Source organism: Jeotgalibacillus alimentarius, from assembly GCF_000829445.1.
In the GTDB taxonomy this organism is placed as follows: domain Bacteria; phylum Bacillota; class Bacilli; order Bacillales; family Jeotgalibacillaceae; genus Jeotgalibacillus; species Jeotgalibacillus alimentarius.
The window spans coordinates 286510-311248 of the sequence record NZ_JXRQ01000015.1; the positions used below are offsets into that span (position 1 = coordinate 286510).

Here is a 24739-nt window from a genome sequence, read left to right on the forward strand (position 1 = left end):
CATTGAAGGAATCATTTTCATATTGAGGGAATTCCGGTCCTGGCTGATGGAATAAAAACCGAAATTGAGGGAATCCTATCCCGCCGCTCAACGCCTACTGCACCACACTTCAGACGTGCCACCCTACACCTGTTTCATCACAAAAAACTGAATGTTTTTTTCCCCAGCCTGATTCACAAAAGACCCAGTCTTTTCAAACCCTGCCTGTTCATAAAGCCTGATCGCTCTTTCATTAAATCCCGCAACGCTCAAACGGTACTTGCCAAACCCGTATCTCTGCCTTCCGAACTTCAAACCTGCTGTCAAAAAATCATGTCCTCTGCCTGAGCCTGTCAATGCCGGACGCAGCCCAAGCCCGATGTCTGTATACGCAGTATCTTCATAATATAGCTCTCTTTTCCCGGCAGGAACCTGTGCATGCTTCCCGTAGCAAAAGTACCCCACCAGCTGATCATTGGCATATACAGCAACATAGCTTCCATCCATCAATTCCTCCAGATCATCCGGATCGCCTGACATACTGTAAAGACTGTATGGCTCCGCATATGTCCATTCATTTATTTGTTCTGCTGCTGTCCGTGTCATGTCTTTGATTAGATATTTCGTCATGAAAATTCTCCCTTAGTAAATACGCTTTTTCCTTTTTGAAAATAATCGTACTATCAAATTCGAATAAAGCGATTGTATTGAATATGACAGCTGCAGCCAGGATGTTTCAAATCATTCCTCAGCAGAAAGCGGCTCAGAGCTGAAGCAGAGGAATGCATCCTCTGCTTCACTCATTCAACCGCAATCCCAATCTCTTCCCCATCAAACTCCAACCGTTTCATACCTTCCTTCTTCCCAAACTTCAGCTCACTGACCAGCAGATTTTGCTCCAGCAGTTCTCTAAACTGAGTCACCACTGAACGCATTTTTTCATTTGTATCAAACACCAGTACCACCCGCTGATCAACGGGCAGATTCAGCTCTTTCCGGTACTGCTGAACACCGCGGATCAGTTCGCGGACGAGTCCCTCTGCCTTCAGCTCTTCTGTTAATACCGTATCAAGCAGCACGGTATAAGCTGCATTCGATGCTAACTCAAGCCCTTCATCTGCCTGCTGTCTGATTTGAAGGTCCTCTGCCTCCACTCTTTCATCTGCAACTTCAGCAAACCCCTGCTCAGCTATTTTCTTTGCTTCTTCAGATGACAGCTGCTGTAATGCCTTCTGCACTGCCCCAATCTTTTTACCAAGCTTTGGGCCGGCAGTCGGGAAGTTCAGCTTCACTTCGTAGCGTACAGTGTCTCCCGCTTCCTGCTGCAGGTTCACAGACTTCACATTGATTTCGTCCATGACAATCGCTTCATACTCCTTGAGCGGATCCGTTTCTTCTTTTGATCCGATGACCGTTACACTTGCAAGCGGCTGCTTTGTCTTGAGATTTGTGGCATTTCTCAGCTGACGGGCAAGCTCCACTACCTGAAGTACACGGGCCATATCCGCTTCGAGCTTTTGGTTTTGCAGTGACTGATCTGCAGCCGGGAAGTCCGCTAAATGAACGCTTTTTCCCGTCAGATCAAGATGGATCTCTTCAGCGATAAATGGCGTGAACGGAGCCAGCAGCCTGCTTAACGTCACCATTACAGTGCGGAGCGTGTGGTAAGCAGCGAGCTTATCCTCACTCATTCCCTCACCCCAGAAACGGTCACGGGAGCGGCGGATATACCAGTTACTCAACTCACCAACAAACCCTGTCAGTTCCCTGGCACCATCAGTAAAGTCATAGTCATCAAGGTGGCCGCTGACTGCTTCTGTAACTGAGCTCAGTCGTGACAGTACCCACTTGTCTAAAAGAGTACGTTCTCCCTTTCCATGGACAGCCGGATCAAAACCGTCTATTCCTGCATACATGCTGTAAAAAGCATGCACGTTATGCAGCGTATCAACCAGCTTTGATTTTGCCTGACTGACCAGATTTGCTGAAAAACGCTTATTATTCCATGGTGCACTATCCGCTAAAAGAGCCCAACGAAGCGCGTCTGCACCATACTGCTCCACCAGCTCCATCGGATCAATCACATTCCCTTTACTTTTAGACATTTTTTTGCCGTCTTCATCAAGAATATGTCCGAGTGACAATACTCTTTTATAAGGGGCTTTTCCGGTAAACAGCGATGACACTGTCAGCAGACTGTAGAACCAGCCGCGCGTCTGATCCACACCTTCAGCAATCACATCAGCCGGGAACTGCTTATCAAAAAGATCTTTATTTTCAAATGGATAATGATACTGGGCAAACGGCATCGACCCACTGTCAAACCAGACATCAATGACTTCCTTCGTCCGGGTCATTGTACCGGCACAAGACGGACAATTAAGCTGAATTTCATCCACATACGGTTTGTGAAGATCCAGATCCTCCAGTGTGTCCCCCTTCGCATGCGCCTTCAAATCCGCCACACTATCCGGGGCATGCTGATGGCCGCACGACTCACAAATCCATACATTCAGCGGTGTCCCCCAGTAACGGTTACGCCCCAGGTTCCAATCCACCATCCCCTCAAGGAATTTCCCGAAGCGCCCGTCTTTCATATGTCCCGGATGCCATTCAACTGACTGGTTATTCGCGATGATTGACTCTTTGATCGCAGTTGTTTTGATAAACCAGCCCTCCATCGCATAATAGATCAGCGCAGAATCACAGCGCCAGCAGTGCGGGTAGCTGTGCTCGTATTTTTCCTTATCAAATAACCGTCCGTTTTCTGCTAGCAGTCTGATGATCGCAACATCCTGATCCTTCGCTTTCTCACCGGCAAACGGGGTCACTTCCTCTGTATAACATCCTGCTTCATCTACCACCTTTACAAAATCCAGCCCTGATTCTTTAATCGCCTGGTAGTCGTCTTCACCATGTGCAGGGGCAAGGTGAACAATCCCCGTACCGCTGTCCTCTGTGACAAAGTCAGCTGCAATCACTTCGTGTCCCTTTTGAAGCGTTAAATAGTTGAGCGGCGGCTCATAAGCTAACCCTGTCAATTCGCTTCCCAAGTGCTCACTGATAACCTCATAGCCTTCTTTGAAGACTTTATCAGTCAGGTTCTTCGCTACAATATATACTTCTTCCCCCTGTCTTGCTTTCACATAGGTCAATTCACGATTAACAGCCAATGCCACATTTGATGGCAGTGTCCATGGTGTTGTCGTCCAGCCAAGAAAATATTCGTTGTCTGTGTTCCTGACCTTGAACTTTGCAGTAACAGAAAGATCCTTCACATCTTTATAACCCTGCGCCACTTCATGTGAGCTGAGTGAGGTCTGGCAGCTCGGGCAGTAAGGAACAACGCGGTGTCCCTGCTCAAGCAGCCCGCGCTTGTGAATCGTTGAAAGGATGTGCCACACACTTTCGATATAACGGTTTTCAAGCGTTACATACGGTTCATCCATATCCACCCAATAGCCAATGGCATCGGTAAATGTCCGCCACTGTCTTTCATAATCAAAGACACTTTTCTTACATTCCTCAATGAATTTTTCCACGCCGTATTCTTCAATCTCACGCTTCCCTGAGAGTCCAAGCTTCTTCTCTACGCCAAGCTCTACCGGCAGACCGTGCGTATCCCAGCCGGCTTTTCTCAGTACCTGATAACCACTCATCGTTTTATAGCGCGCAACAAAATCTTTTATGACACGTCCAAGTACATGCCCTGCATGCGGCAGGCCATTCGCAGTCGGCGGCCCTTCGTAAAACACAAACGTTTCATGTCCCTCCCGCTGATCAATCGACCGCTTGAAGATCTGTTCATTTCTCCAAAATTTCTGCACCTGCTTTTCCCGCTCTGGTGCTGTTTTCTGTCCCTGCGTCTTTTCCATTAGATTGCCTCCCTTTTCAGCATACAAAAAAGCCCGCCCCTAACAACCGTTAGGGACGAGCTTAGCCCGCGTTACCACCCTGATTCTCAAGAAGAAATCCCCTGAGCACTCAAATCTACGTACCATCATACGCGTTCCTTGTAACGGCGGAATCCCGGCAGCGCTTAAATCGTTTCAGCACTGCTTCTCAGAGAGGATCTTCACAGCCGCCTGAACACTGACTTGCACCACCCGTCAGCTCTCTGTGCCACAGCACGCCTGTTACTCTTTCTCGTCATAGAATGTTAAAGATTGGGTTTTGTTAGAGATAGCTTATGCTAAAGGATGGAGAATTGTCAAGGAAATTTGGTGCAGGGCGTGATGGACGGTGTGTGCGTCCGGACCGTCTACCCAGTCAAACTAAAATAATAATACCCAAACCCCATCACTAAAAAGAAGCTGAACATCACAAAAACATTTGCGACAACAAGCAGCCAGTTCCTCGCCATTCCTGCGAATATGACGCCAATTGCCCCAAAGACCATAGACAGAAGTGTAAGAGGCGTTCCGAAATCCAGAATCAGGTTCGGCAGCCATACTACTATTCCCAACACAAAAAATACCGCTGAAATGTTCATGTACTTATGATTGATCACGATCGATCACCCCTTTATACATCTTTGAGAATCATTTCCATTTAAACTTTCTATCAACCTTATCACAGAATGGATGACTTTTACAGATAATCTTCTGAAAAATGAAAGAAGTTCGATTATAATATAACCAAATGAACAAATGATGGAGGTTGTAAAATGGCACTTTTAACAGCGGAACAGCAAGCAGAACTATTAGCAGCTTTAAAAGCAAGATTCGAGAAAAATATGTCCCGGCATCCGAACACTGACTGGCAGAATGTAGAGAAAAAGCTACTGGCTCATCCTGAAAAACTGTGGTCATTAAACGAAATGGAAGCCACCCAGGGTGAGCCTGATGTGGTCGAGCTGGAAAATGAAAGCGATGGGTTCGTGTTCGTCGATTGTGCCAAAGAAAGCCCAAAAGGCCGCCGAAGTGTCTGCTATGACCATGCTGCTCTTGAAGCGAGAAAAAAATTCCCCCCTAAAGACAGTGCGATCCATATGGCTGATGGGATGGGAATTACATTGTTAAGTGAAGATCAGTATCGCGCCCTGCAAAAGCTCGGAAGCTTTGATCTGAAAACATCAAGCTGGGTGCTGACACCTGAGGCGATTCGCAGCAAAGGCGGCGCCCTGTTTTGTGATCGGCGATATGACACAGTGTTTGTCTATCATAATGGAGCGGACTCTTATTATGGGGCGAGAGGATTTCGTGGGCTGCTTAAGGTCTGAGTCATTCAATTGCTACATAAACCATGTCAACATACAGATGAGATAGTCATGATGTTGAACAGAGAAGACTGGCTGCTGAAAAACAGCGTGGGAAGCTTCCCACGCTGTTTTTGACTATGCACGCTTAAACCGTACCCGTAATCATCTTCGATTGCTCATCCAGTTTTTTCGCTGAAGTTCCAATTACTTCGAAATCTTCTACAGTCGTCTGGATTTGGGCATGGCTATCGTTCACACGCTTCATCACTGAGCCTGTTCCTGACGTGATTTTGTCAACTTCATTGGTGATGGAATCCACCGTCTCTTTGACTTCGCTGATCGATTGTTCTACGCGCTCCGACAGCTTTCTGACCTCTTTTGCCACGACATCAAACCCTCTGCCGTGCTCCCCGGCTCTTGCAGCTTCAATCGTTGCATTCAGTGCCAGTAAATTGGTCTGACTTGCGATTTCACGAATTGTTTTGACGACGCCATTAATTTCATTTGTTTTTTTATTTAACACATCAAGCGTCTCAGCATTTTCCTCTGATGTGAACTTAATACCGTCAATATGCTCAAGCAGCTCTTTGCTTCTCTCCATCCCCTGTTGAGACCGTTCATACAGGTTTTCAGAAACCACCCTCAGCTGCGCTGCCATTTCTTTCGTTTTTGCATACTTCTCAGTTACATCAGTTGCAATCTTAGTCACCCCGATCACTTCACTTTGCTCCTGGTTATATACAGGCATGTAAGTGGCATCGAGCCAAATTGAATCACCGTTTTTGTGCTTTCGTTCAATTTTATCCTGAAAATTTTTCCCTTTGAAAAGATCCTTCCAGAACAGGTCATATTCTCTGCTATTCACAAAATCGGGAAAACACAGATCTCGATGCTGCATGTTTTCAAGTTCTCTGGTGCTATACCCGACCGTCTCTGCAAAGTTACTATTCACATAGGCGACCCTTCGATTCTTATCAAATCGGATAATAGCCAGATTATCTTCAATTGCTTTTACGACAAGATCATCTGTTACAGTTTCTTCAGTATAATGCCCGGTCATGTTGATCCCTCCGATGTTAGGTTGGTGGCAAAAATGATATATATAGGAAAAATGATTGAATCAAAATACCTAATAAATTAATTCTAAAGTCACAACTATTTGAATTCAACATACTTCTATAAAATCCCTTTAATTTCTAAAAAATTCTTTTTGACTCTAAAAAACCTCTTACTTTTGTAAGAGATTTAGAGCGGGAGCCGGATCTGCTAAAGTTTTTCGCCTACCTTTGACCATACCAACTTTTTTGGATATTCAATTTCAATAATTCCCCGTATTCAAGAGCAAACTCAATGAATGCCGAGCCTCTTGCTGTGACGATTTGGCCGTCAACAACGGTTGGGGCGTCTACAAAATGAGCTTCAGTAAATACTCCTAAAAACGATCTTTGCTCCGTTGTTAAGCCTGTCGTATATTTTCTATCACCTAACACCCCACTTTGAGCAAGCAGGTAAGGCGCACTGGATATCGCTCCAATGATTTTCCCTGAGCATTGATACTTTTGATAAATGCTAAAAGCTCCTGATGGTTAACCAGGTGTTTAAAATCATCAACACCAGTCAGTACAATACTTTCAAGTTTCGTAATATCAACTTCCTGAATGGACGTCTCAGGTATGCACGGTAAGCCAGCTTCCCCCTTCACCATCTGATGATCCAATCCTATGTAGAGTACTTTTTAAATGAACTTTTTCCAACTCAGTAAAAATAGTATACTTGCAGTGACAAAGGAGTGATTGTACGTGAAAACAATTGGTCTCATAGGCGGTATGAGCTGGGAATCCTCAGCTTCTTATTACCGGATCATCAATGAACAAGTAAAAGCTCAGCTTGGAGGTCTGCATTCAGCTAAATGCATTTTGTATAGCGTAGATTTTGATGAGATTGAACGTTATCAGACAGAAGATGACTGGGGAGCAGCAGGTAAAAGACTTGCTGAAGCAGCTGTTTCACTGGAGAATGCCGGAGCTGATTTTATTGTGATTTGTACGAATACGATGCACAAGGTCATTGACAACATTGAGGAAAAGGTAAATATTCCTGTTTTACATATAGCAGATGCCACAGCAAAACACATCCATCAGGCTAACATTCGTAAAGTCGGTTTGTTAGGAACTACATACACAATGGAGCAGGCTTTTTACAAAGAGCGACTGACATCACAGAATATTGATGTACTGACACCGGATGAGGACGCCAGACACCAGATCAACCGGATTATTTTTGATGAACTCTGCCTGGGTCAAATCAAGCCTGATTCACGTGACTATTACAAAACAGTGATTCAGCAGCTCATCAGCGATGGTGCTGAAGGGATCGTGCTTGGATGCACAGAAATTGGTTTGCTTATCAACGCGGAAGACGTTTCCGTACCAATATTTGACACAGCAGAAATTCATGCAATAGAAGCTGTGAAAGAGGCTATAGGAGACTCAATATGAAAACAACTTTTCAAGCATTACTCATTACGCTGACGGTCGTCACGATCGTGTTTACACTGGCTTTTCCTCTTCCGATAAATGGTTCTATCATAATCTATTATTTCTATTTTGCAGCAGGACTGCTCCTGACAGCTTTGCCACTGTCAATCCTTGCAAGGCTGATGAATCTCTGCACCTCAACCCGGCTTGCTCTTTACGTGGCAGGCGGCTTTGCAGCTGTAACTGCAGTTCTCGGTTCTGACTTCATGATTCCGGTCTTTAGTGCAGTCATCTGCTTCTGGGTGATTGAATCAGTCATCATCCGCTTTTCATATAAAGAACAGGCAATAAATCGCATTTCAAAAATATTTATCTTATCTAACGGAGCAGTTATTTCATTTGTTTTTTTCTTTACTTTGTAAGATTAGACAGACTGGATCAGCTTTATGAGTTGATCCTTCTCTTTTTCATCCTCTAAAATTCTGTTAACGATATCGTCCTGGAACAGATATTCCTTCAACGCTTCATTTTGATAGATTTTTTCATAGTAAAGTCCGTCCTGCTCTATCTTTTTGAACCACGGTTCTTTTTTCAGGCGTTTCATGTTTTTACGGAATTTGATATCATCCAGGTCAATGCCCCCGCCAAATATCAATCCCAGCACGATACTTGCAACCAGTCCGGCTGACAGTTTTATCACTTTTAACATTGTGCACCCCTATTATCATTTTTTACGATGGTTTCAAAAACCCAGGCTCAAATGCGCCGAAAAAGCCGGTTGGAATAATGATAACTGCAAGCAGGATAACCAGTCCTGTCCCAAGCAGTGTCAACTTATAGTTCCTCCGATTTTCTTCATGCTTCCATTCAAGATAAGCTTTAATACTCTCTGATATAACAAGCAGAACAAGGATCCATGGCATAGGGTCCAGATACCACTTCAGACCTTCATCATTAAAGATCAGGGGCACCTGAATAATAAAGACAGTAATAATTACAGTAATAAGTGCACCAAACAGCACCCATTCAATTTTTTTATGTGTCTCATTGATGTAATGCCTTTTCAAAGAAATTTTCTGTGGGTCTACACCCATCATTCTGCCCACCACCGGGCGAAACAGTAGTAAAACCCCAAATACCACTAGCAACGTCAGGAAAATTCCAAACCCGCCTGCTCCACTTAAAAAGTTCATCTAATTCCCCCTTTAAAAATTCAATTCAAAAGCACCAAAAAATCCTGTGCTGAAAATGACAACAGTTAAACATGCAAGAAATCCGATTTCACTCAACGTCACCTTATAATTATTCCGGTTATCCGCATGCTTCCACTCCATGTAGGCTCTTAACAGTTCGGTTAAAGGAAACATGGCAAACAATACGGTATAGGTCGCCAGATACCATTTCACTTCTCCCCCATTTCTGATCATGGATATTTGAATCCACCCCAAAACGATGATTAAAATGATCGCCACTCCTCTGATCGTCCAGTCCAGTATTTTGTGGTTTTTGTTAACATGGTTGTAACGAGAGAAAAACTTCTGTCTATCAGCACCGAGTATTCTTGTTATCATCGGACGAAATGAAAAGGCTACAATGATCGTGACAATCGCTGCGATTAGAATCACTAACCCACTTGCTCCTTCTAAAAAATTCATCCAATTCCCCTTTACTCATATCTTAAGTGCTCCTGCCTGTTTAAAAACCTCACTATCTTTTTCTCCGCAGTTATTTCTACTAAATGCAATCCGGTGTCCCCAGTAGGAAATGCCGCCTGCGTGACGATTGGCAGTTCAAGCAAAGACTTCAGCAGATTGGAAATCATTCCGCCGTGGGAAACGATCGCGATCCTGTTATATTGCGCATAATCAGTACAAATTTTATGTAGTGCTTTCTCTGCTCTCATCCTGAACTCCAGCTCCGACTCTCCCCCTTCAATCGGTACATGGATCGGTCTACCGCCATCAGGGATCGGATATTTCCTCAGCGCCTCTTCTCTTGTCAGTCCTGCAAGTACCCCGTTATTGAATTCCATCAGATCGTTCTCAATCAATAACTCACAGCCTGTATATTCTCTTAAAATAATCGCAGTCTGATGCGCCCGCTTTAACGGACTTGTTATGATCAAGTCAGGTATAAAATTATCTGTGACATATTGGGACATCCTGGCTGCCTGAACCTCTCCGGTTTTAGTTAAAGAGAAATCCGCTCTGCCCTCATGAACATGAAGCAGATCAGCCTCAGACTGACCGTGCCTGATCATCAATAACTCCATACGTCTTCCTCCAACTGGTAATTTTCTATTTATTCAAACGATTTACATTAATTATAGCAAAATTTGGGTACAAGTGTAGAGAGACCTGAAAATATAAATCATCAGTTTCTCTGATACAACCACCAATAAACCTAACACTACACTCACAGGTCCGGATAAGACCATTAACCCGGGTGTATCCGACCATTAGCGCGCCAGACACGACCACTAGCAGACATCATACAACCACCAGCCTTTCAACCACATAAAAAAGCCCAACCATCCACTATCCTGAATGATCGGGCTTTCCCTTATTTGTCTGCGTCCTGGTTACCTGAAGGACCTTTTGTTCCCTTACTTGTGTAAGGTTTAAAGCTTTTTGCTTTTTTCGCTTTTGACTGCCAGCGATTCCAGCCTTTTTTACCGGTTCCCTGTCCCACGCCGCTTTTTTTCGATTTTGCCATCTATTTTCACTCCAAAGAATAGAATACCACTTTTTACATTAGTGACTTGAATAGCCGGGGTAGCTTTATGCCTGTTCCATCCGACTCTTCTTCATCTTATCACGAACTGAACCAAGAAGCTTCATCAGCTCGAAATATTCATTCGATTGAATGCCGCATCGTTCAATTGCTTCTTTGATTGCAAGCGCAATATCCCTTTTACTATTCTTCGCTTTTTCAGTCAGTGAAATGACGACACTTCTTGAATCGCCTGTAGACCGCTCTTTCGTTACCCAGCCATTTGCAGTCATCCTAGTGATCATCGGGTTCAGCGTACCGGTTCCCAGCCTCACCTTTTCACCAATCTCTTTTTGTGCGAGGCCATCATTTTCCCGCAACGCCAGCAGCACTAAATATTGCGGGTAGGTCAGGTTAAACGGTTCAAGTGCTTTCGTGTAGAGCTTATTAAATTCACTGGATGTCTCATACACTGCAAAGCACAGCTGCTGATCCAGTGAGAGATAATCGTTCATGCAGGCCCTCCTACAGTAGTGACTTAATATCCTCCTCAATCTTGTCAGGAGGTGTTGTCGGTGCGTATCGTTTTACAACGTTCCCTTCTTTATCAACAAGGAACTTTGTAAAATTCCACTTAATTTCCTTAGACAGCAATCCTTTTTGCTGATTCTTCAGGTAATCAAATAACGGATGCGTTTCTTTTCCATTCACCTTGATTTTAGCAAACATCGGAAAGCTCACACCATAATTGATCTGGCAGTGCTCAGTTGTTTTTTCAATATCATCAAATTCCTGATTGTTGAACTGATCACACGGGAAGCCCAGCACCTGAAGACCCTTGTCTCCATAAGTTTCATGCAGCTTCTGTAACCCTTCGAACTGCGGAGCAAGACCGCACTTACTCGCCGTGTTAACAATTAACATTGGCTTTCCTTTAAAAGCTTCCATCTTCACATCTTCGCGATTCGGTTTTTGAACAGTATAATCATAGACAGTCATCCGAAAATGCCTCCTTATTGAATATATATCGTGTACGATTTAATTTTATATCTTCTTTTAAAAGGAGGCAAATTTTAAAACTCAGGCAGTCGCTTTTTCACGCTGATTCAGGAGTGACCGTAACACTTTGTTTAAACATTCAGAACTTAAAAGCATAGCAGCGATAAACAGCAACACTACTACCGGGAACAGACCAATTGTTGAGTGTGCAGCAATCAGCCCGAAAAGTGGTGGCAGGAATGTAGTGCCAGTGTATGCAACAGCCATCTGATAACCCATGATCGTCTGTGAATGCTCTCTACCAAAGCGCGCAGGTGTTTCATGAAGCATTGATGGAAAAATCGGTGCGAGTCCCAGTCCGACAAGGATGAACCCCGCCAATGAGAAATAGATTGGAAGCGGTAATACAAGCAGGACGGCCCCTGTGAGTGCGATTGTCTGGCCTGATCTGATCATGGTCCGGTTATTCAGCTTAAATGTAACAAATCCCGAGACAAATCGGCCGGCTGTGATGCCTGCATAGTAAAAGGAAACCCATTGTGCCGCTTTTGCTGCCGGCAGATCCTCCATATTAACAAGAAAGCTCGCACCCCAGAGTCCAACCAGCGCCTCGACTCCGCAATAGAAAAAGAATGCAGCAAGAGCAAGCTTGACTCCCTTAATTTTAAGCGGGCCTACACCTTCAGTGGTCTTCTCCACCATTTCCGGCTCCTTCTCAGCAAAAGGTTTTGGCTTCACCTTTCCCCACAAAGGAAGTGTCAGAAAAAGAACAAGTACTAAGATAAATTGAATGCCTGCAATCGCGAGATACCCCTCTCTCCAGGTAGGATCCCCGATCATAAACTGAGCCATAATCACCGGACCGAGCGTAGCCCCGACACCCCAGAAGGAATGCAGCCAGCTCATATGATGCGCATGGTAATGAGTTGCCACATAATCATTCAGACCGGCATCGATTGCACCCGCGCCCAGTCCAAGCGGAACCGCACATACAAATAGCCAGATGATTGACGGGGCAAAGAAAAAGCCGCTAAGCGCCAATGCTGTCATAAGCGTACTGACGGCAGCTACTTTACCCGTACCAAACCGCTTAAGCAGCTTTCCACTGACAAGACTTGAAACAATCGTTCCACCTGCTATCGTCATAAAAAGCAGCCCGGCCATTTCAATCGGCACATTCAGATCAGGCTGCATCACCGGCCACGCCGCACCCAGAATGGAATCAGGGAGACCCAGACTGATAAATGCAAGATAGATAATTAATAAAAGCAATGTTGCCATTTTATTGCCCTCCCTGCAATGTTAATAAAAGATCAATGCCAAGCTTTTGAAGTCCATTTAAATAGTCCTGTTCCCAGTTGCTGATTTTCAGCTCAGGCAAATGTTCAGCAGGGATGAACTGTGAACTTGCTGACGCTATTTTCTCTAAGGACGCTTCATCAATATCGTGCTGATTAAAAATAACTGCATGCGGATTAATCATTGCTGTAAAGGCTGCCACCAATCTGCTGACCGCATCAATCTGTCCATCTGATGTGATCCGACCGCCACTTAGATTCTCACCAAAATTTTGGTCGTTTTGCTGTGGAACAAACTGAATTTCTCCGGCAAAATATGTACTTCCGCGGACAACCTCACCATTCACCAATACACCTGACCCAGGTCCATTTTGACCGGCATAGAGATAGACGAGAGATTGCTTTTGATCTGCATGCTGATAACCCAGTACTGCAGCATTCATGTCATTCTCCACGACCGCTCTAACAGGAAAACGTGTTTCCAGATCCTGTTTTACATTCATTTTTTGAAACTGATCATAACCAGGAATAAAAATAACCCGACCCTGATCAACTGCCCCCGGCACACCGATTGAAACTGTTTTAATAGCAGAATGCTGATTGCACATTTTCTCTATAAATTCAGTCAAAGGCTCCATACCATTCCCTTTTAAGAAGCTGGCACTACTACCCTCATCCTTTACCTCACCTGCGCAATTAAAGACTGTGAATCTGGTTTCATTGCCTTCCATTAAAACAGCCAGACCAAGCATATAGTCAGCGTTATAAACATAACGCTCCGCCCTTCTGCCACCACTTGATTCGTCAAGACCCAGAGACATAATTTCTCCGTCCTTTTCCATTTCAGTTATCAGTTTGCTGATCGTCGGAAAACTGGCCTCCACTGTTCTATTTAATTCAACCTTCGTCGCACCGCCTGATTGAAGCAGCTTTTTTCGTATAGCTGTTTTAGCCGCCGGTGCAAAGTCTGTTGTGTGCTGATCCATCATGTCACCTCATCTATACTTATTAAATCATTTAAATAAGTTCTTAAAGTACTATAACACTTATTTTTCTCTGTGGATAGAAAAGACGGGATGATGAAGAAAATGATTTCGGTTGGGGAAGCAGCATACGTGGTTATACAGTAACTGTGAAGGAAGGACTGACAATCATGATTGATTCGGCATTACATACTTCAGAGGATGGTCACATCGAGAGAAAACAAAAGCACAGAGGAAAGCTGATTAAGCTGCCTCTGTGCTTTTGTTTTATTCATCCTTCATGCGTTTTTTAAACAATACCCCTGCAACCACCAGCACTGCAACTGTCCAGGCAGTGATCACACTAAGCGCTATCACAATATCTGATGTATAGCCTGCCTCACTATAGCCCTCAAGTAGAATGAGCTGAACACTTGGCAGCCACTTGAGCACCTCAAGGACAGGATACGTTTCTGCAAGACCCAATGCGAGGGCACCAATTGAGAATACGCCAATGACAGGAAGCACTGCAACTGATGCTTCCATCACTGTCTTTGTAAAAAGTCCGCAAATAATGCCAAGTCCGATATAGAAAACCGCTGAAATCATTAATCCCACTGTCAGAATAAGAAGGTTTGCCGGTGTGAATCCTAGGATTGTGATTGTCAGTGCAATGATCACAAGCGTAATTGAAAAGACCAGCGTGCTTTTTCCAATCAGAATATCCGCCATCGACGCCGGGGACATCATGAGGCTGCGCAATGTGTTACTCTCTTTTTCTTCTGCAATCAGACAGGCCTGAATAAAAGTCGTAACAACCGCAAACGTCATATTAATTGGAAGAAAATACATATCTAATGTTGACGCACCCGCATTCTGGTAGAAGAATGCCAGAATTAATGGCATCAATACCATAGTCGAGACGGCATAGTTTCGTGAAAACTCCTTGTAATCTTTTATAAAAATCGCTCTCATTCTTTTAACTGAAACATTCATCGTAAATTCCTCCCTGTCATCTCCATAAAAATATCTCCAAGTGATGGCTCATTTGACCAGATGCGCCGGATCAGCTGATTTCTCATCCATTCTTCAAGTCTATCAGCCGTTGTCAGTTCATTTAACGGCAGTGTATGCTGCTCACCAGTTGTCAGTTCAACCACCATTGACTGGTCACTGTGACGCAGTCTTAAATCTGAAGGTGCACCAATTGCTTTAATCTTTCCTTCATGTAAAAATGCGACCCTGTCACACAATGTTTCAGCCTCAGTCATATCGTGTGTCGTCAGAAAAATCGTTGTACCCATTTCATTTAACTTACGCAGTCCTTTGTAGATGTGATGCGTATTCCCCGGGTCCAGCGCAGAAGTTGGTTCATCGAGAAACAACAGCTCAGGCTTATGCATCAATGCGCGTGCAAGTGTCACACGCTGCAGCATCCCTTTAGAGAGTTTGGACACCTTCTTTTTGCGCGCATCCTGCAGGTTTACAAATGCCAGTGCTTCATCAATTGCATTGTCAGTAAGCTCATACAAATCTTTATAAAGACTGAGGTTTTCTTCTACTGAAAGTCTTTTATAAAGTCCACTGTTATCTGTTAATATACCAAAGCGCGACTTATGTTCAGCACGCTTCATTTCATGTACCGGTATGCCAAACACTGAGGCCTTTCCTTTATTCTGATCGAGTTGAGCAGTCAGTATTTTAATGAGCGTTGTTTTCCCTGATCCACTCGGACCGAGAAAGCCGAAGATCTCTCCTTTTTGAACCGAAAAAGATACGTCTTCTAATGCTGTAAAGCCTTTAAATGTTTTTCCAATATGCTGTACATTGATTTCTGCTGTCATCTTGCCAGCCTCCCTTGTTGATGTCTAACCTAAGTGTAGTCAGATCAACAAAAGTACGCTTTAATATCCGGTTCAATTGTGGAGAAATAGCGACGAACTGTACCAGGAAATCCATGAACTGCTCCCAATATTCCCCGGGAAATACTAAGAAACGCCAAGAAGTTCTTTTAACTCGGCAAGCTTCGCACGGGATAGTGGAATGACACTGCTTTCTCGGTCATTCAGCTTCAAACTGTAGCTATTTTTCGTCCATGTAATGATCTCCCTGACCTTTTGCAGGTTCACAATATACGACCGGTGACACCGGTAAAAGCCGTATGGGCGCAACTGTTTCTCAAGCTCCTGCAGGGTCAGTGTACAGTTATACCCTTTACCGGCGACATTGACCTGAGCAGTTCCATCTACGCTTTCGACATAGTCAATTTCCGGCGGGTTAAATAAAATTGTTTTTCCTTCATGTTTTGTCTGGATTTTTTCAATTTTGATAACTGGCTGTTCTTGTTCTGCAGCTGCAGCCGGCTCTGAGTTAAAATCCATTTTATGGAATCCGCTCTGATCAATCCGGTAGATATCCTCTGTTACAAAAAGCAGTTCTTCAAGGTTGTAACCAAGGAGTAAAATCGTTTTCTGTTTATCTGCCAATTTGCGGATCAATTGAATCATTACCTGCCTGCCTTCCTCATCCAGACGGTCAAAAGGCTCTTCTATCAAAAGCATGTCACCTGAATATAAAAAAGTCGGAAGGAAAGAGAGGCAGTTCCGGTGACTTTCTGACAGATCCTTTACTTTAGTTTTCTGTACATGCTGAAGGCCGAACGATGCAATCATCTCCTGAAGCGGCACTTGATATCCGGAAAGGTCACGGTGATAACGAAATGTTTCTTCCACTGTCAATCGAGGTGCCAGTCCTTCATTAGTACAATGAAGATAACTTTTATGTTTCATCTGGTGCATGATGACCTGAGTTCGTTTAATATCTGCATATACTCCGGTCAGCCCGGCTTCAAATGAAAAAGAAGGAACGACTGTATGACTGCCTTCTTTTACTTCATTGATTTGAATATTCATTGTTTGACTCCTTTGTGTCTTAAGTTCGTCTGCTTCTCTCATTATTCTACAATGTTTTTGGTATGTCCTCCGGGTTTTTACAAATTATTTACTGTTTGATTGGATTGCAAAATGTCACGGGGCAGCCGAAGGGTGAGGATTCGGGTCACCTCCGTAATTTTTCAGGTCACATCGCTTCTACATGCAAAGTCAGTTTTAATCACAATTCTGCACATTAATTGTAAAGCACCCTTTACGTAAAGGGTGCTTTACATTATAATCAAAAACAGAGGGGAAGATAGCTTATGAAAAATCGAATTAAAGAGTTGAGACAGGAGAATGGTATTTCGCAGGAACGGATGGCAGCGATGCTTGGGGTTTCAAGGCAGACGATCATTTCGATTGAAAAAGGTCGCTATAACCCTTCACTTCCGCTGGCTATTCAGATCGCACGGTGTTTTGATACCTATGTGGAAGAAGTATTTTTACTCGAGGATGAACAGGAAACATGATATTGGGAGGTGTTTTTTATGCAGATGAGCAGTAAAGCCGGGAGAAGAACGTTTATTATATTTGGATTGATTTTTCTTTCTTATAGTATACTGATCAATTTTGCAACGATTTCAACAGGGAATTTCCTCGCAGGACATGAAGCAGTTTTTATCGGTACAACGATTATGTGCTTCTGTCTTGCTTATCTTTATCCTCAATTCAAAGAAAATGATGAGCGTTCTAAGAGAATTAAAGAAAAAGGCATGTTTTTCAGTTACTTTTTTATTTTAGGGTATATGGTACTTCTAATCTTTCTGTTTCAAATTGACGGCTTTATGCTGGATGGACTTCAGACAGTCAGCCTGCTGGCAGCGTTGACGATCAGTACGGTTTTTATTTCTTTTGTGGTACTTTCGAGGCGTTACTAGAGATAAAAGTGAAGGCAGGAATTGTTACCCGCCTTCGCTTTTCAGGTTTTATCCTCCAACAGCTCAATCAACCTCTCAACTTCCTCAGGATCTCCTGTCTCAATATAAACTTGCTCTGTATTTTCTATCAGCTCTGTATAAAAATTCTCATCTCCCACAGGGTACACACCATCCCATCGCAGTGGAACATTATACACATTAATCGTGCCATCCCCATTCCCACTGTATGTAACAGATCCATCGACGAGCCGCGAACCAGCTAATTGGATCACATCTTCAGGATATACACCACTCGTGTCATCTTTTGGATTGAGCGTTGTCCCGGCAGGAATGTGATGCAAGTTTAATTCGTCAATCTCCTGATTTGCCCCGAGCTGCAGCCAGACGCGCGCGTATTCAATCTGCTCGGCAGCATACTGAGAAAGTCTATCCTCCTCTACAGTCGCATCACTTTCCTGTGCATCACCATCTGATTCTTCCGTTTCAATTACTTCTTTCTCCTGGTCAGCTTCACCTGATGAAGCTGACTCCTCTACCGTTTCTGTGTCAGCAGCATTTCCCGACTGCTCCGTTTCGTTTTCATCAGCTGTGTTGGCAGAGCAGCCTGCGATTAATAAAAGTAATAAACTTAAATGGATGGATTGTTTCACTAATTTCATTTTGATAGACACCTTTCTTTAAGCTTTTTTCAACCTTTTAGCAAACTTGAACACGACAAAAACAACAATCACCAGCAGGATAGCGTAAATGATTCTGGAGTAAACCTCCATATACTCCACTACAACGTCCCAGGAGTTGCCGAGTGACGCGCCCAGTGACACGAGGACGATATTCCAGATCAGTGTTCCGATTGCAGTCAGTACCAAAAACAGCGGAAATTTCATATTGGACATCCCCGCCGGAATGGAAATCAGACTGCGGATTAGAGGAACAAACCGGCAGAAGAAAACCGTCCATGGTCCATAACGGTCAAACCAGGCGTCTGCCCGGTGGATATCCTTTTTTGTTATGCGCAGGACATGTCCCCACCTGTTCACGATTTTCTCCAGCCTTTCTACATCAAGCTGAAGGCCGACCCAGTACAGAAGAACCGCTCCAATCACTGAACCTGCTGTGGCAGCTAGTACGACACCTGGAATCGTCATTGTCGATTCAACCGTCATAAATCCACCAAATGTCAGAATGATTTCTGACGGAATCGGCGGGAAAATGTTTTCAAGCGCAATCAGTAACAATACACCTATGTATCCATACTCACTCATTATGTCAGTCAGCCAGTTTTCCATTGTAACCCCACTTTTTCTTTTTTAAATTCCGACAGATGAAAACACTACGCTTTTCTCCGTAAGGTTGTCAGTACGATCATGATCGTTAATACAAACAATAATAATAATTGCAGCCAGGCCATACCTAACCAGATATTACCACCATACACCTCAGCTGGACCTGATCCTGTTTCATCTACATAGATAGCCACATTCCAAAATAACCTGAGCGCAATCATCAATGAACTCAAACTGAGAATGAAGGTTGGAATACCATATGCTTTAGCATTTATAGAAGCGCTTTTATCACTAGCCATCAGATAAACCAGTAATAATATAAAAGCAATCACAAATGTAAAATCTGCACTAAATAAAGCCATTGATCCAATAAATATACCTATCAGCATTACAACCGTAAGCACCTTCACTCTCCGGCTCTTTACTTTCCTCATCAGGAGAGTGTCATCCTCCCTGCCTGCCGGTTCCGGATCGTATCCCGGCAGCTCCTTTTTCAGATCTCCAAGCAGCTTTTCACATTCAGGACAATGCGCCATATGAGCTTCTATATATTGATTGGTCTCTACACTTGTCAGGTTTTCCGCATATAGCGGCAACAGATCCTGAATCACATTGCATTCTTTTTTCACTCTTCATCCCTCCGCTCCATCATTTGAGTCAGTTTTCCTTTTGCCCGGAATACATTCACTCTGGCCCACGTGTCTGACTGTTTATAAATGTCACCAATATCTCTGAAGCTCAACTCATTATAAAACCTCAGGATAATCAGTTCCTGTTGCTGGGCACTCAGCTTTTTCAGAGCCTGTAATAAAAGAACACGTTCCTCCTTTTGTTCATAAAATTGCTCGGGCGTACGTTGATCCGTCAATATATGACCTTCATCAGCTTCTGTAATAGGATTCTTCTTCAAGTAGTTATAATATGTATGTTTTGCAATCTGATAAAGCCATGTAGACACCTTACTCTTCCCCTTAAAACGATGTACAGAGGTAAAAGCCTGCAGGAAAGTTTCTTGGGTAAGTTCTTCTGCAATATATGTATCGTGCGTCATGTAGAATAAATAGCGGTAAATGGGCGTTTTATATTTTTGATACAGCTGATGAAACTCATCCAATCACTGACCCTCCTCTCCACCTTCTGTCAATTAGTAGCAATAGAATGGAAAATGTTACAGATAATTTTTAAATGAATGAAAAAATGAGCAGCATCCCCATCTTTATGTACGATGTGGATGCTGCTCACTATGCTGTTCAAGCTATTGTAAACATTATATGTAGGGTAGTTTGTCATCTGGAAGGGTACTTTAATTTTATCTTTACTATGATCAACAATCTCTTCAATTCCAGCAGTGTACCGAGGGTTAACCTGCGTGCTATGAGTCGTCTATTCTTTCAGCCGGATATTGTAGAATCTCATATTCTCCAAGTTTCCTTTATACTCAAAAACCCCTTCAAGGATCAATTCTTTCAGGCGATACTCAAGGAACGAATCCCCTACATGCTGATCCACTTCGCCAATCATCTTCCCAATCAGTCTCGCTGAGGGAATGAAGTCTTGCTTATCCTTTTTCCTGTGAAGCAGCTTTGCATATTTAATAAAAGATAAATCCAGATGGTGCTCAGGAACACTATGAATATCGCCGTTACGCCAGACCCTGAGTGTTTGTCTGCTTGCAGACAAAGTGCCCCATTCTTTCTCGAACCTTTCTCTGTCGTGATCAGTGAGTAGATACCTGGTCCCTTCTTCACATATTCTCAGTAATTTTTCAGGTGAAATCTCTCCTGTATGCCGTAGGATATACTGTACTTTAGATGTGTCAAATAATGTCTTATGGACAGCTGTTGTGTTCAGAACAGTTATATCAATATTCTTCCCCTTAAGTAAGTACACTACATAACGAAGCGCTGTTTGTTCATGGGCGTTCTCAGCTGCCCAGATCGTTATGTGCTCTTCTGCTGGAATACTCCGTACCTTCTCAACTGATTTCCGGAATCGTTTGATATAATCCCGATAATCATCATACAAGCCGCTCGTGATCTTTTTCATCCATTCAAATCTGGATTCAAGACCTGTTTCTTCATGCAAATGCCATACAGGACCAACTGAAAAGATATCCCAAAAGGAAATGATTTGCGGTCGCTCCAAGGCATGCCTGAGAGAACCTTCAGCTGAATCGCCGAATATAATATGAATCATTGCAGCAGCCCCCTTCTAAACGAAATCCAGATCTTTCAAACCTTTACTCCAGAAACTACAATTACATAGTGTAATATTATGCGAGAAATAACCGTTCGGCTTTTCCATCAGTCTGAGAAACAATTCCTTCAATACTTCGGTTGATTTCCCTCAAAATGAAAATGATTCCTTCAAATTTACAGGCAATCCCTTCAGCCTCTAGTCAACAGTTGCTTTTTCCTTCATCATCTTGAATATTCCCCTCAGGAAAGAACTGAATTCCATCAACTTTAATCTTCATTCCTTCACCCTGCTACCCGCTGCGCATTACTCTATAAAAGCGAAGTCTGGGTCTGTCCCCCTTCACTCAACACCAATCTTATCCAAAATAAACGCATAACACTCCGCAGCTTCTTTCAAATGATCAAATCTGCCTGATGCACCGAAGTGACCCGCGCCCATATTGGTTTTCAATACAAGTGTATTGTCGTCTGTTTTCATTGTACGCAGACGCGCAACCCATTTTGCCGGCTCCCAATAAGCTACTCTCGGGTCGTTCAGACCGGTTGTGATATACATATGCGGATATTCTTTTTCTTCCACATTGTCGTATGGGCTATAGGATTTCATGTAGGTGTAATCCTGCTCGTTCTGCGGATTTCCCCACTCATCCCACTCAAGTGTCGTTAGTGGAATCGTGTCATCAAGCATCGTTGTCAGCACGTCGACAAACGGTACTTCGGGTACAATCACTTTGAATAAGTCTCCTGCCATATTAGACACACCACCCACAAGCAAACCACCTGCACTGCCGCCGCGCGCAGCCATTTTGTCAGCTGTTGTATAACCTTCATCGATTAAAAAGCGAGCTGCATCTATGAAATCAGTGAATGAATTTCGTTTTTGATGTATCTTCCCTTCTTCATACCAGTGACGCCCCATTTCACCACCGCCACGCACCTGTGCTGTGACAAAGATGATGCCTTTTTCAAGGAGCGGCAGACGGTAAGCGCTGAAGTAAGGGTTGTTGTCCGCTCCGTAAGATCCGTAACCCGTCAGGATCAGTGGTGCAGGACCGTTATCAAGCGCACCTTTTTTATAAATCATCATGAGCGGCACTTTAGTTCCGTCTCCCGCAGACGCCCAGAGCTGATGCTGACTGTATTGTTCTGCATCATATTCACCATTTACAGACGCTGTATGGATCGCCTGCTTTTGACCGGTTTCGATTTGGATACTGTAAGTTGTGTCCGGCGTAATAAGTGATTCATATTCAACTAAAAGCTCTTCTGACTCATAGCTTTGTCCCCCAACAATTGAGAGCGTATATAGCGGCTCATCCCATTCAAGCTGCTTCAGTTCTTTATCCTCAAGCACCCAGATCTGTGTCAGACCCTTCTCACGGCCAAACACAAAGAGTTTATTCTCTGTCGGATATACTGCCTGAAGGTAACGGTTTTCATCATAAGCTGTGACTTCTTCACGATCAGAAAAATTCATTTCTGAACAGCGCAGCAGCTTGAAATTCAACGCATCCTCATTCGTCAAAATCAGCAGATCATCTCCCCAGTGATCCACATCATACTTGATGCCTCTGCGACGCTCATCCACCAGTTTCACAGGCTCGAGCGGCTGCTCAGCATTGATCAGGCGGACCTCCTCAGTCATCGTTGAGCTCGAGTGGATCGTAATATACTTTCCGCTATTCGTTTTTGAAATAAATAACGCAAACGTCACTTCCTGCTCTTCATACAGCAGCTCATCTGACTCAGCGCTCCCAACTTCATGACGCCACAGACGATAAGGGCGCTGCATATCATCAACCGTTACATAGAAAATATATCTCCCGCACTGACTCCATTCCATACTGCCGTAAATATAGACGTTTTCTATTCTGTCAGAAAGTAACTCACCCGTTTCAAGATCTTTGATGTAGATTGTATAGCGGTCTGAACCATCACGATTCTCAAGGTAGGCAAGCTTCGTCTGTTCCTTATTGAGTCGCTGCAGCGTGACGCTCAGGTAGTCGCCATCTCCTGCGAGCTCATTCAGATCCAATACGACCTCTTCCTTCGCTTCATCTAAAAGGTCACGGCTTGATGCTTTTTTGCGGGCGTAAATCGCATATTGCTTATCCTTTTGCTCCCGCGAATAATAAAAATACGGGCCATTTTGAACCGGTACCTTCACTTCCGCTTCAGGCACACGGGCAACCATTCCTTCAAAAATCTCATTCGTCTTTTGCTCAAGCGGCTTCATGACGTCTCTGAAATATGCATTTTCAGCTTCCAGATAAGAAACTACTTCCGGATTCTCCTTATCTTTCATCCAGTAATAATCATCTTCGCGAATATCATTATGTATACTGTGCGTAAAAGGTACACGCTTTGCGATCGGTGCTTTCATTAAAATTCTCCTCACTTTTTAAAATGGTGCTTCTCTCATCTATGTTATCGAAACAGAACACAAGTAGCCATCCAAAAGACAATCTTTTCTAAACATTCAATCTAAAAAATGGTAAAAAGAGGAAAATTGTTAGGAAATTGGTTCATCACCACAACCTGTGGTAAGAGCCCATATTTAGCACAAATTAACAGCTATAAATAGAAAGAAAACGAAAACTCCTGTATCGTAATTGTTGACGAGACAAACCACGAGAGGAGCTTTCGTTTTGTGTACTCATCTTAACAAACCTCATGATTTTTTACCAATTCATTTTTCTGTTTTTCCTACTGTTCAACCGAATGTGGTGCGGGTAGAGACGTCTCCACAAAGTATTTTATGTCCAGAATGTCATGGTCCAACCCATCGTCACGGTCTGCTTCCACGGATGGTTCGCCATAGTTATTCCTTTCATGCAGGTGTGATCTGGCTTTCGATTGACGTATTAAGACTGCGCTGTCCTGACTGCGAATTGACATTCACACATGACTTTGAACTGGGATTACAGAGAAAGAGCACTTTTTTCTTCCGAAAAAGTATCGTAGATCGGTGCCATGGGCGTCCGCTGAGTCAGGTGGCAAAAGAATATGACATTGCCTATACCACACTTGAGCGCTGGTATTATCTTATGACGGCAGAGGATGTAAAAGCGCGTATTCGCTCAGCTAAGCGAATCTGTATTGATGAATTCGCCTTGCGGAAAGGGCATTACTATGCGATTGCCGCCCTTGATGCGGATACGGGACAAGTACTCTATATTGAAACAGGACGGAATAAAGAAACGGTTGAATCAGTCTTGAATGCGATCGGGCAAAAAGCGCAAACCGTCATTACTGATACGGCAGCCTTTATGGCGAAAGCCATTCAAACGGTATTGCCGGAAGCTGAACATGTGTTAGATCGTTTTCATCTGATTCAGTTTTGTACCGAAGCACTTCGCAGAAGAAGAAAATATCTGATTGAAGCCAAGTCTCATTTTAAATCCCGTTTTATCGATCGGTGCCTATCCATTCCGCCGGAAGATTTAACGGAGGAAGAACAGGGTTTTGTCAGAGAGTGGCTGGAAGAAGACTGGCATACAAAGACGCTCTACTACTTTCTCCAACACGTTCGTTTTGTCCTGAAATCCAATCAATTCATTCAGGCAAAAAGAAGATTTGATGAGTTAATTCAACGCTTTAGCTTTCACAGTTGCGGTGCAGTTGCCAGAATCATTAAAACATTTACACAGCGATATGAAGCATTTTTAGACACAATTATTTCTCCTTATTCGAATGGAATTATGGAGGGAACAAACAACAAAATTAAACTGATTAAACGCCGCGGTTATGGGTATCGCAATGAACAAAACCTGTTTCATCGCATTTGTTTAGAAACAGGTTCCCACGACTTTTGGTGATG

29 protein-coding genes and 1 other annotated feature are annotated in these 24739 nt (G+C 43.5%); of the genes, 6 read left to right on the forward strand and 23 right to left on the reverse strand.

Annotation, left to right across the window (positions count from 1 at the left end; all coding sequences use genetic code 11):
* Window positions 1–123: 123 nt before the first annotated feature.
* From KP77_RS05355 to KP77_RS05365, 3 genes are all read right to left on the reverse strand, one after another.
* The gene (locus KP77_RS05355) at window positions 124–609 is read right to left on the reverse strand and encodes a GNAT family N-acetyltransferase (RefSeq protein WP_041121657.1); all 486 of its coding nucleotides are present in this window, start codon (window positions 607–609) and stop codon (window positions 124–126) included.
* Between the two features lie 170 nt (window positions 610–779).
* A complete protein-coding gene (gene ileS, locus KP77_RS05360; protein WP_041121658.1) occupies window positions 780–3854 on the reverse strand; it encodes an isoleucine--tRNA ligase in 3075 nt (1024 codons plus the stop codon).
* Between the two features lie 48 nt (window positions 3855–3902).
* Window positions 3903–4141, reverse strand: a binding site (T-box leader).
* A gap of 99 nt (window positions 4142–4240) precedes the next feature.
* The gene (locus KP77_RS05365) at window positions 4241–4489 is read right to left on the reverse strand and encodes a hypothetical protein (protein WP_041121659.1); all 249 of its coding nucleotides are present in this window, start codon (window positions 4487–4489) and stop codon (window positions 4241–4243) included.
* Window positions 4490–4645: 156 nt separating this feature from the next.
* On the opposite strand from KP77_RS05365, the gene KP77_RS05370 reads away from it, so the two are divergent.
* Window positions 4646–5200 (forward strand): DUF4256 domain-containing protein, encoded by a 555-nt coding sequence (locus tag KP77_RS05370; protein WP_041121660.1) that lies wholly within the window; start codon window positions 4646–4648, stop codon window positions 5198–5200.
* 124 nt (window positions 5201–5324) lie between these two features.
* Here KP77_RS05370 and KP77_RS18570 read toward each other — a convergent pair whose 3' ends face one another.
* Both KP77_RS18570 and KP77_RS18620 read right to left on the reverse strand, forming a co-directional pair.
* Entirely contained in the window at window positions 5325–6239 is a 915-nt protein-coding gene (locus KP77_RS18570; RefSeq protein WP_041121661.1) for a methyl-accepting chemotaxis protein, read from the reverse strand.
* 220 nt (window positions 6240–6459) lie between these two features.
* Window positions 6460–6747 carry a DJ-1/PfpI family protein gene (locus tag KP77_RS18620; RefSeq protein WP_084218599.1) on the reverse strand — a complete coding sequence of 96 codons (288 nt, stop codon included), beginning with the start codon at window positions 6745–6747 and terminating at the stop codon, window positions 6460–6462.
* A 231-nt stretch (window positions 6748–6978) separates the two neighbouring features.
* On the opposite strand from KP77_RS18620, the gene KP77_RS05385 reads away from it, so the two are divergent.
* Both KP77_RS05385 and KP77_RS05390 read left to right on the forward strand, forming a co-directional pair.
* Window positions 6979–7677 carry an aspartate/glutamate racemase family protein gene (locus KP77_RS05385; RefSeq protein ID WP_041121662.1) on the forward strand — a complete coding sequence of 233 codons (699 nt, stop codon included), beginning with the start codon at window positions 6979–6981 and terminating at the stop codon, window positions 7675–7677.
* Window positions 7674–8078, forward strand: a complete 405-nt coding sequence (locus KP77_RS05390) for a hypothetical protein (protein ID WP_041121663.1) — start codon at window positions 7674–7676, stop codon at window positions 8076–8078. Before KP77_RS05385 ends, KP77_RS05390 begins: the two co-directional genes overlap by 4 nt.
* A gap of 2 nt (window positions 8079–8080) precedes the next feature.
* On the opposite strand, the gene KP77_RS05395 is transcribed toward KP77_RS05390, so the two are convergent.
* From KP77_RS05395 to KP77_RS05445, 12 genes are all read right to left on the reverse strand, one after another.
* On the reverse strand, window positions 8081–8365 hold the full coding sequence (locus KP77_RS05395) for a hypothetical protein (RefSeq protein ID WP_041121664.1): 285 nt from the start codon (window positions 8363–8365) through the stop codon (window positions 8081–8083).
* Between the two features lie 22 nt (window positions 8366–8387).
* On the reverse strand, window positions 8388–8849 hold the full coding sequence (locus KP77_RS05400) for a DUF4181 domain-containing protein (protein WP_041121665.1): 462 nt from the start codon (window positions 8847–8849) through the stop codon (window positions 8388–8390).
* A gap of 12 nt (window positions 8850–8861) precedes the next feature.
* The gene (locus KP77_RS05405) at window positions 8862–9311 is read right to left on the reverse strand and encodes a DUF4181 domain-containing protein (RefSeq protein WP_041121666.1); all 450 of its coding nucleotides are present in this window, start codon (window positions 9309–9311) and stop codon (window positions 8862–8864) included.
* An 11-nt stretch (window positions 9312–9322) separates the two neighbouring features.
* Entirely contained in the window at window positions 9323–9928 is a 606-nt protein-coding gene (locus KP77_RS05410; RefSeq protein WP_041121667.1) for a histidine phosphatase family protein, read from the reverse strand.
* 290 nt (window positions 9929–10218) lie between these two features.
* Entirely contained in the window at window positions 10219–10371 is a 153-nt protein-coding gene (locus KP77_RS17795; RefSeq protein WP_084218600.1) for a DUF3934 domain-containing protein, read from the reverse strand.
* A 65-nt stretch (window positions 10372–10436) separates the two neighbouring features.
* Entirely contained in the window at window positions 10437–10883 is a 447-nt protein-coding gene (locus tag KP77_RS05415) for a MarR family winged helix-turn-helix transcriptional regulator (protein ID WP_041121668.1), read from the reverse strand.
* Between the two features lie 10 nt (window positions 10884–10893).
* Window positions 10894–11367, reverse strand: coding sequence for a glutathione peroxidase (locus KP77_RS05420; RefSeq protein ID WP_041121669.1), 474 nt, complete (start codon window positions 11365–11367; stop codon window positions 10894–10896).
* Between the two features lie 81 nt (window positions 11368–11448).
* Window positions 11449–12648 (reverse strand): MFS transporter, encoded by a 1200-nt coding sequence (locus KP77_RS05425; RefSeq protein WP_041121670.1) that lies wholly within the window; start codon window positions 12646–12648, stop codon window positions 11449–11451.
* 1 nt (window position 12649) lies between these two features.
* On the reverse strand, window positions 12650–13654 hold the full coding sequence (locus KP77_RS05430; RefSeq protein WP_235420672.1) for an ROK family protein: 1005 nt from the start codon (window positions 13652–13654) through the stop codon (window positions 12650–12652).
* Between the two features lie 261 nt (window positions 13655–13915).
* Window positions 13916–14623 carry an ABC transporter permease subunit gene (locus tag KP77_RS05435; protein ID WP_041121672.1) on the reverse strand — a complete coding sequence of 236 codons (708 nt, stop codon included), beginning with the start codon at window positions 14621–14623 and terminating at the stop codon, window positions 13916–13918.
* Window positions 14620–15471 (reverse strand): ABC transporter ATP-binding protein, encoded by an 852-nt coding sequence (locus tag KP77_RS05440; RefSeq protein WP_041121673.1) that lies wholly within the window; start codon window positions 15469–15471, stop codon window positions 14620–14622. The genes KP77_RS05435 and KP77_RS05440 overlap by 4 nt, the downstream gene beginning before the upstream one ends.
* A 144-nt stretch (window positions 15472–15615) precedes the next feature.
* Window positions 15616–16539, reverse strand: a complete 924-nt coding sequence (locus KP77_RS05445) for a LytTR family transcriptional regulator DNA-binding domain-containing protein (RefSeq protein WP_041121674.1) — start codon at window positions 16537–16539, stop codon at window positions 15616–15618.
* Window positions 16540–16823: 284 nt separating this feature from the next.
* Between KP77_RS05445 and KP77_RS05450 the strand changes: the two genes are divergently transcribed.
* Window positions 16824–17030, forward strand: a complete 207-nt coding sequence (locus KP77_RS05450) for a helix-turn-helix transcriptional regulator (RefSeq protein ID WP_041121675.1) — start codon at window positions 16824–16826, stop codon at window positions 17028–17030.
* An 18-nt stretch (window positions 17031–17048) separates the two neighbouring features.
* A complete protein-coding gene (locus KP77_RS05455) occupies window positions 17049–17438 on the forward strand; it encodes a DUF2178 domain-containing protein (RefSeq protein ID WP_152614672.1) in 390 nt (129 codons plus the stop codon).
* Between the two features lie 41 nt (window positions 17439–17479).
* On the opposite strand, the gene KP77_RS05460 is transcribed toward KP77_RS05455, so the two are convergent.
* The 6 genes from KP77_RS05460 to KP77_RS05485 form a co-directional block, all read right to left on the reverse strand.
* Complete coding sequence (locus KP77_RS05460) at window positions 17480–18097, reverse strand: hypothetical protein (protein ID WP_041121676.1); 618 nt, start codon at window positions 18095–18097, stop codon at window positions 17480–17482.
* Between the two features lie 18 nt (window positions 18098–18115).
* Entirely contained in the window at window positions 18116–18724 is a 609-nt protein-coding gene (locus tag KP77_RS05465; RefSeq protein WP_041121677.1) for a DedA family protein, read from the reverse strand.
* Window positions 18725–18768: 44 nt separating this feature from the next.
* Entirely contained in the window at window positions 18769–19350 is a 582-nt protein-coding gene (locus tag KP77_RS17800) for a zf-HC2 domain-containing protein (RefSeq protein ID WP_084218602.1), read from the reverse strand.
* Entirely contained in the window at window positions 19347–19835 is a 489-nt protein-coding gene (locus KP77_RS05475; protein WP_041121678.1) for an RNA polymerase sigma factor, read from the reverse strand. The genes KP77_RS17800 and KP77_RS05475 overlap by 4 nt, the downstream gene beginning before the upstream one ends.
* Window positions 19836–20104: 269 nt before the next feature.
* Complete coding sequence (locus KP77_RS05480; RefSeq protein ID WP_041121679.1) at window positions 20105–20917, reverse strand: DUF1835 domain-containing protein; 813 nt, start codon at window positions 20915–20917, stop codon at window positions 20105–20107.
* A 342-nt stretch (window positions 20918–21259) separates the two neighbouring features.
* Window positions 21260–23302 (reverse strand): S9 family peptidase, encoded by a 2043-nt coding sequence (locus KP77_RS05485; protein ID WP_041121680.1) that lies wholly within the window; start codon window positions 23300–23302, stop codon window positions 21260–21262.
* 265 nt (window positions 23303–23567) lie between these two features.
* On the opposite strand from KP77_RS05485, the gene KP77_RS05490 reads away from it, so the two are divergent.
* Complete coding sequence (locus tag KP77_RS05490; protein WP_160289505.1) at window positions 23568–24737, forward strand: ISL3 family transposase; 1170 nt, start codon at window positions 23568–23570, stop codon at window positions 24735–24737.
* Window positions 24738–24739: the final 2 nt, after the last annotated feature.

What these genes read in the sequence shown, in the direction of transcription:
- KP77_RS05355 (WP_041121657.1), bottom strand. Translation starts at nt 609, where the DNA reads ATGACGAAATATCTAATCAAAGACATGACACGGACAGCAGCAGAACAA.
- ileS (WP_041121658.1), bottom strand. Translation starts at nt 3,854, where the DNA reads ATGGAAAAGACGCAGGGACAGAAAACAGCACCAGAGCGGGAAAAGCAG.
- KP77_RS05370 (WP_041121660.1), top strand. Translation starts at nt 4,646, where the DNA reads ATGGCACTTTTAACAGCGGAACAGCAAGCAGAACTATTAGCAGCTTTA.
- KP77_RS18570 (WP_041121661.1), bottom strand. Translation starts at nt 6,239, where the DNA reads ATGACCGGGCATTATACTGAAGAAACTGTAACAGATGATCTTGTCGTA.
- KP77_RS05390 (WP_041121663.1), top strand. Translation starts at nt 7,674, where the DNA reads ATGAAAACAACTTTTCAAGCATTACTCATTACGCTGACGGTCGTCACG.
- KP77_RS05395 (WP_041121664.1), bottom strand. Translation starts at nt 8,365, where the DNA reads ATGTTAAAAGTGATAAAACTGTCAGCCGGACTGGTTGCAAGTATCGTG.
- KP77_RS05400 (WP_041121665.1), bottom strand. Translation starts at nt 8,849, where the DNA reads ATGAACTTTTTAAGTGGAGCAGGCGGGTTTGGAATTTTCCTGACGTTG.
- KP77_RS05405 (WP_041121666.1), bottom strand. Translation starts at nt 9,311, where the DNA reads ATGAATTTTTTAGAAGGAGCAAGTGGGTTAGTGATTCTAATCGCAGCG.
- KP77_RS05410 (WP_041121667.1), bottom strand. Translation starts at nt 9,928, where the DNA reads ATGGAGTTATTGATGATCAGGCACGGTCAGTCTGAGGCTGATCTGCTT.
- KP77_RS17795 (WP_084218600.1), bottom strand. Translation starts at nt 10,371, where the DNA reads ATGGCAAAATCGAAAAAAAGCGGCGTGGGACAGGGAACCGGTAAAAAA.
- KP77_RS05415 (WP_041121668.1), bottom strand. Translation starts at nt 10,883, where the DNA reads ATGAACGATTATCTCTCACTGGATCAGCAGCTGTGCTTTGCAGTGTAT.
- KP77_RS05420 (WP_041121669.1), bottom strand. Translation starts at nt 11,367, where the DNA reads ATGACTGTCTATGATTATACTGTTCAAAAACCGAATCGCGAAGATGTG.
- KP77_RS05425 (WP_041121670.1), bottom strand. Translation starts at nt 12,648, where the DNA reads ATGGCAACATTGCTTTTATTAATTATCTATCTTGCATTTATCAGTCTG.
- KP77_RS05430 (WP_235420672.1), bottom strand. Translation starts at nt 13,654, where the DNA reads ATGATGGATCAGCACACAACAGACTTTGCACCGGCGGCTAAAACAGCT.
- KP77_RS05435 (WP_041121672.1), bottom strand. Translation starts at nt 14,623, where the DNA reads ATGAATGTTTCAGTTAAAAGAATGAGAGCGATTTTTATAAAAGATTAC.
- KP77_RS05440 (WP_041121673.1), bottom strand. Translation starts at nt 15,471, where the DNA reads ATGACAGCAGAAATCAATGTACAGCATATTGGAAAAACATTTAAAGGC.
- KP77_RS05445 (WP_041121674.1), bottom strand. Translation starts at nt 16,539, where the DNA reads ATGAATATTCAAATCAATGAAGTAAAAGAAGGCAGTCATACAGTCGTT.
- KP77_RS05450 (WP_041121675.1), top strand. Translation starts at nt 16,824, where the DNA reads ATGAAAAATCGAATTAAAGAGTTGAGACAGGAGAATGGTATTTCGCAG.
- KP77_RS05455 (WP_152614672.1), top strand. Translation starts at nt 17,049, where the DNA reads ATGCAGATGAGCAGTAAAGCCGGGAGAAGAACGTTTATTATATTTGGA.
- KP77_RS05460 (WP_041121676.1), bottom strand. Translation starts at nt 18,097, where the DNA reads ATGAAATTAGTGAAACAATCCATCCATTTAAGTTTATTACTTTTATTA.
- KP77_RS05465 (WP_041121677.1), bottom strand. Translation starts at nt 18,724, where the DNA reads ATGGAAAACTGGCTGACTGACATAATGAGTGAGTATGGATACATAGGT.
- KP77_RS05480 (WP_041121679.1), bottom strand. Translation starts at nt 20,917, where the DNA reads ATGATTCATATTATATTCGGCGATTCAGCTGAAGGTTCTCTCAGGCAT.
- KP77_RS05485 (WP_041121680.1), bottom strand. Translation starts at nt 23,302, where the DNA reads ATGAAAGCACCGATCGCAAAGCGTGTACCTTTTACGCACAGTATACAT.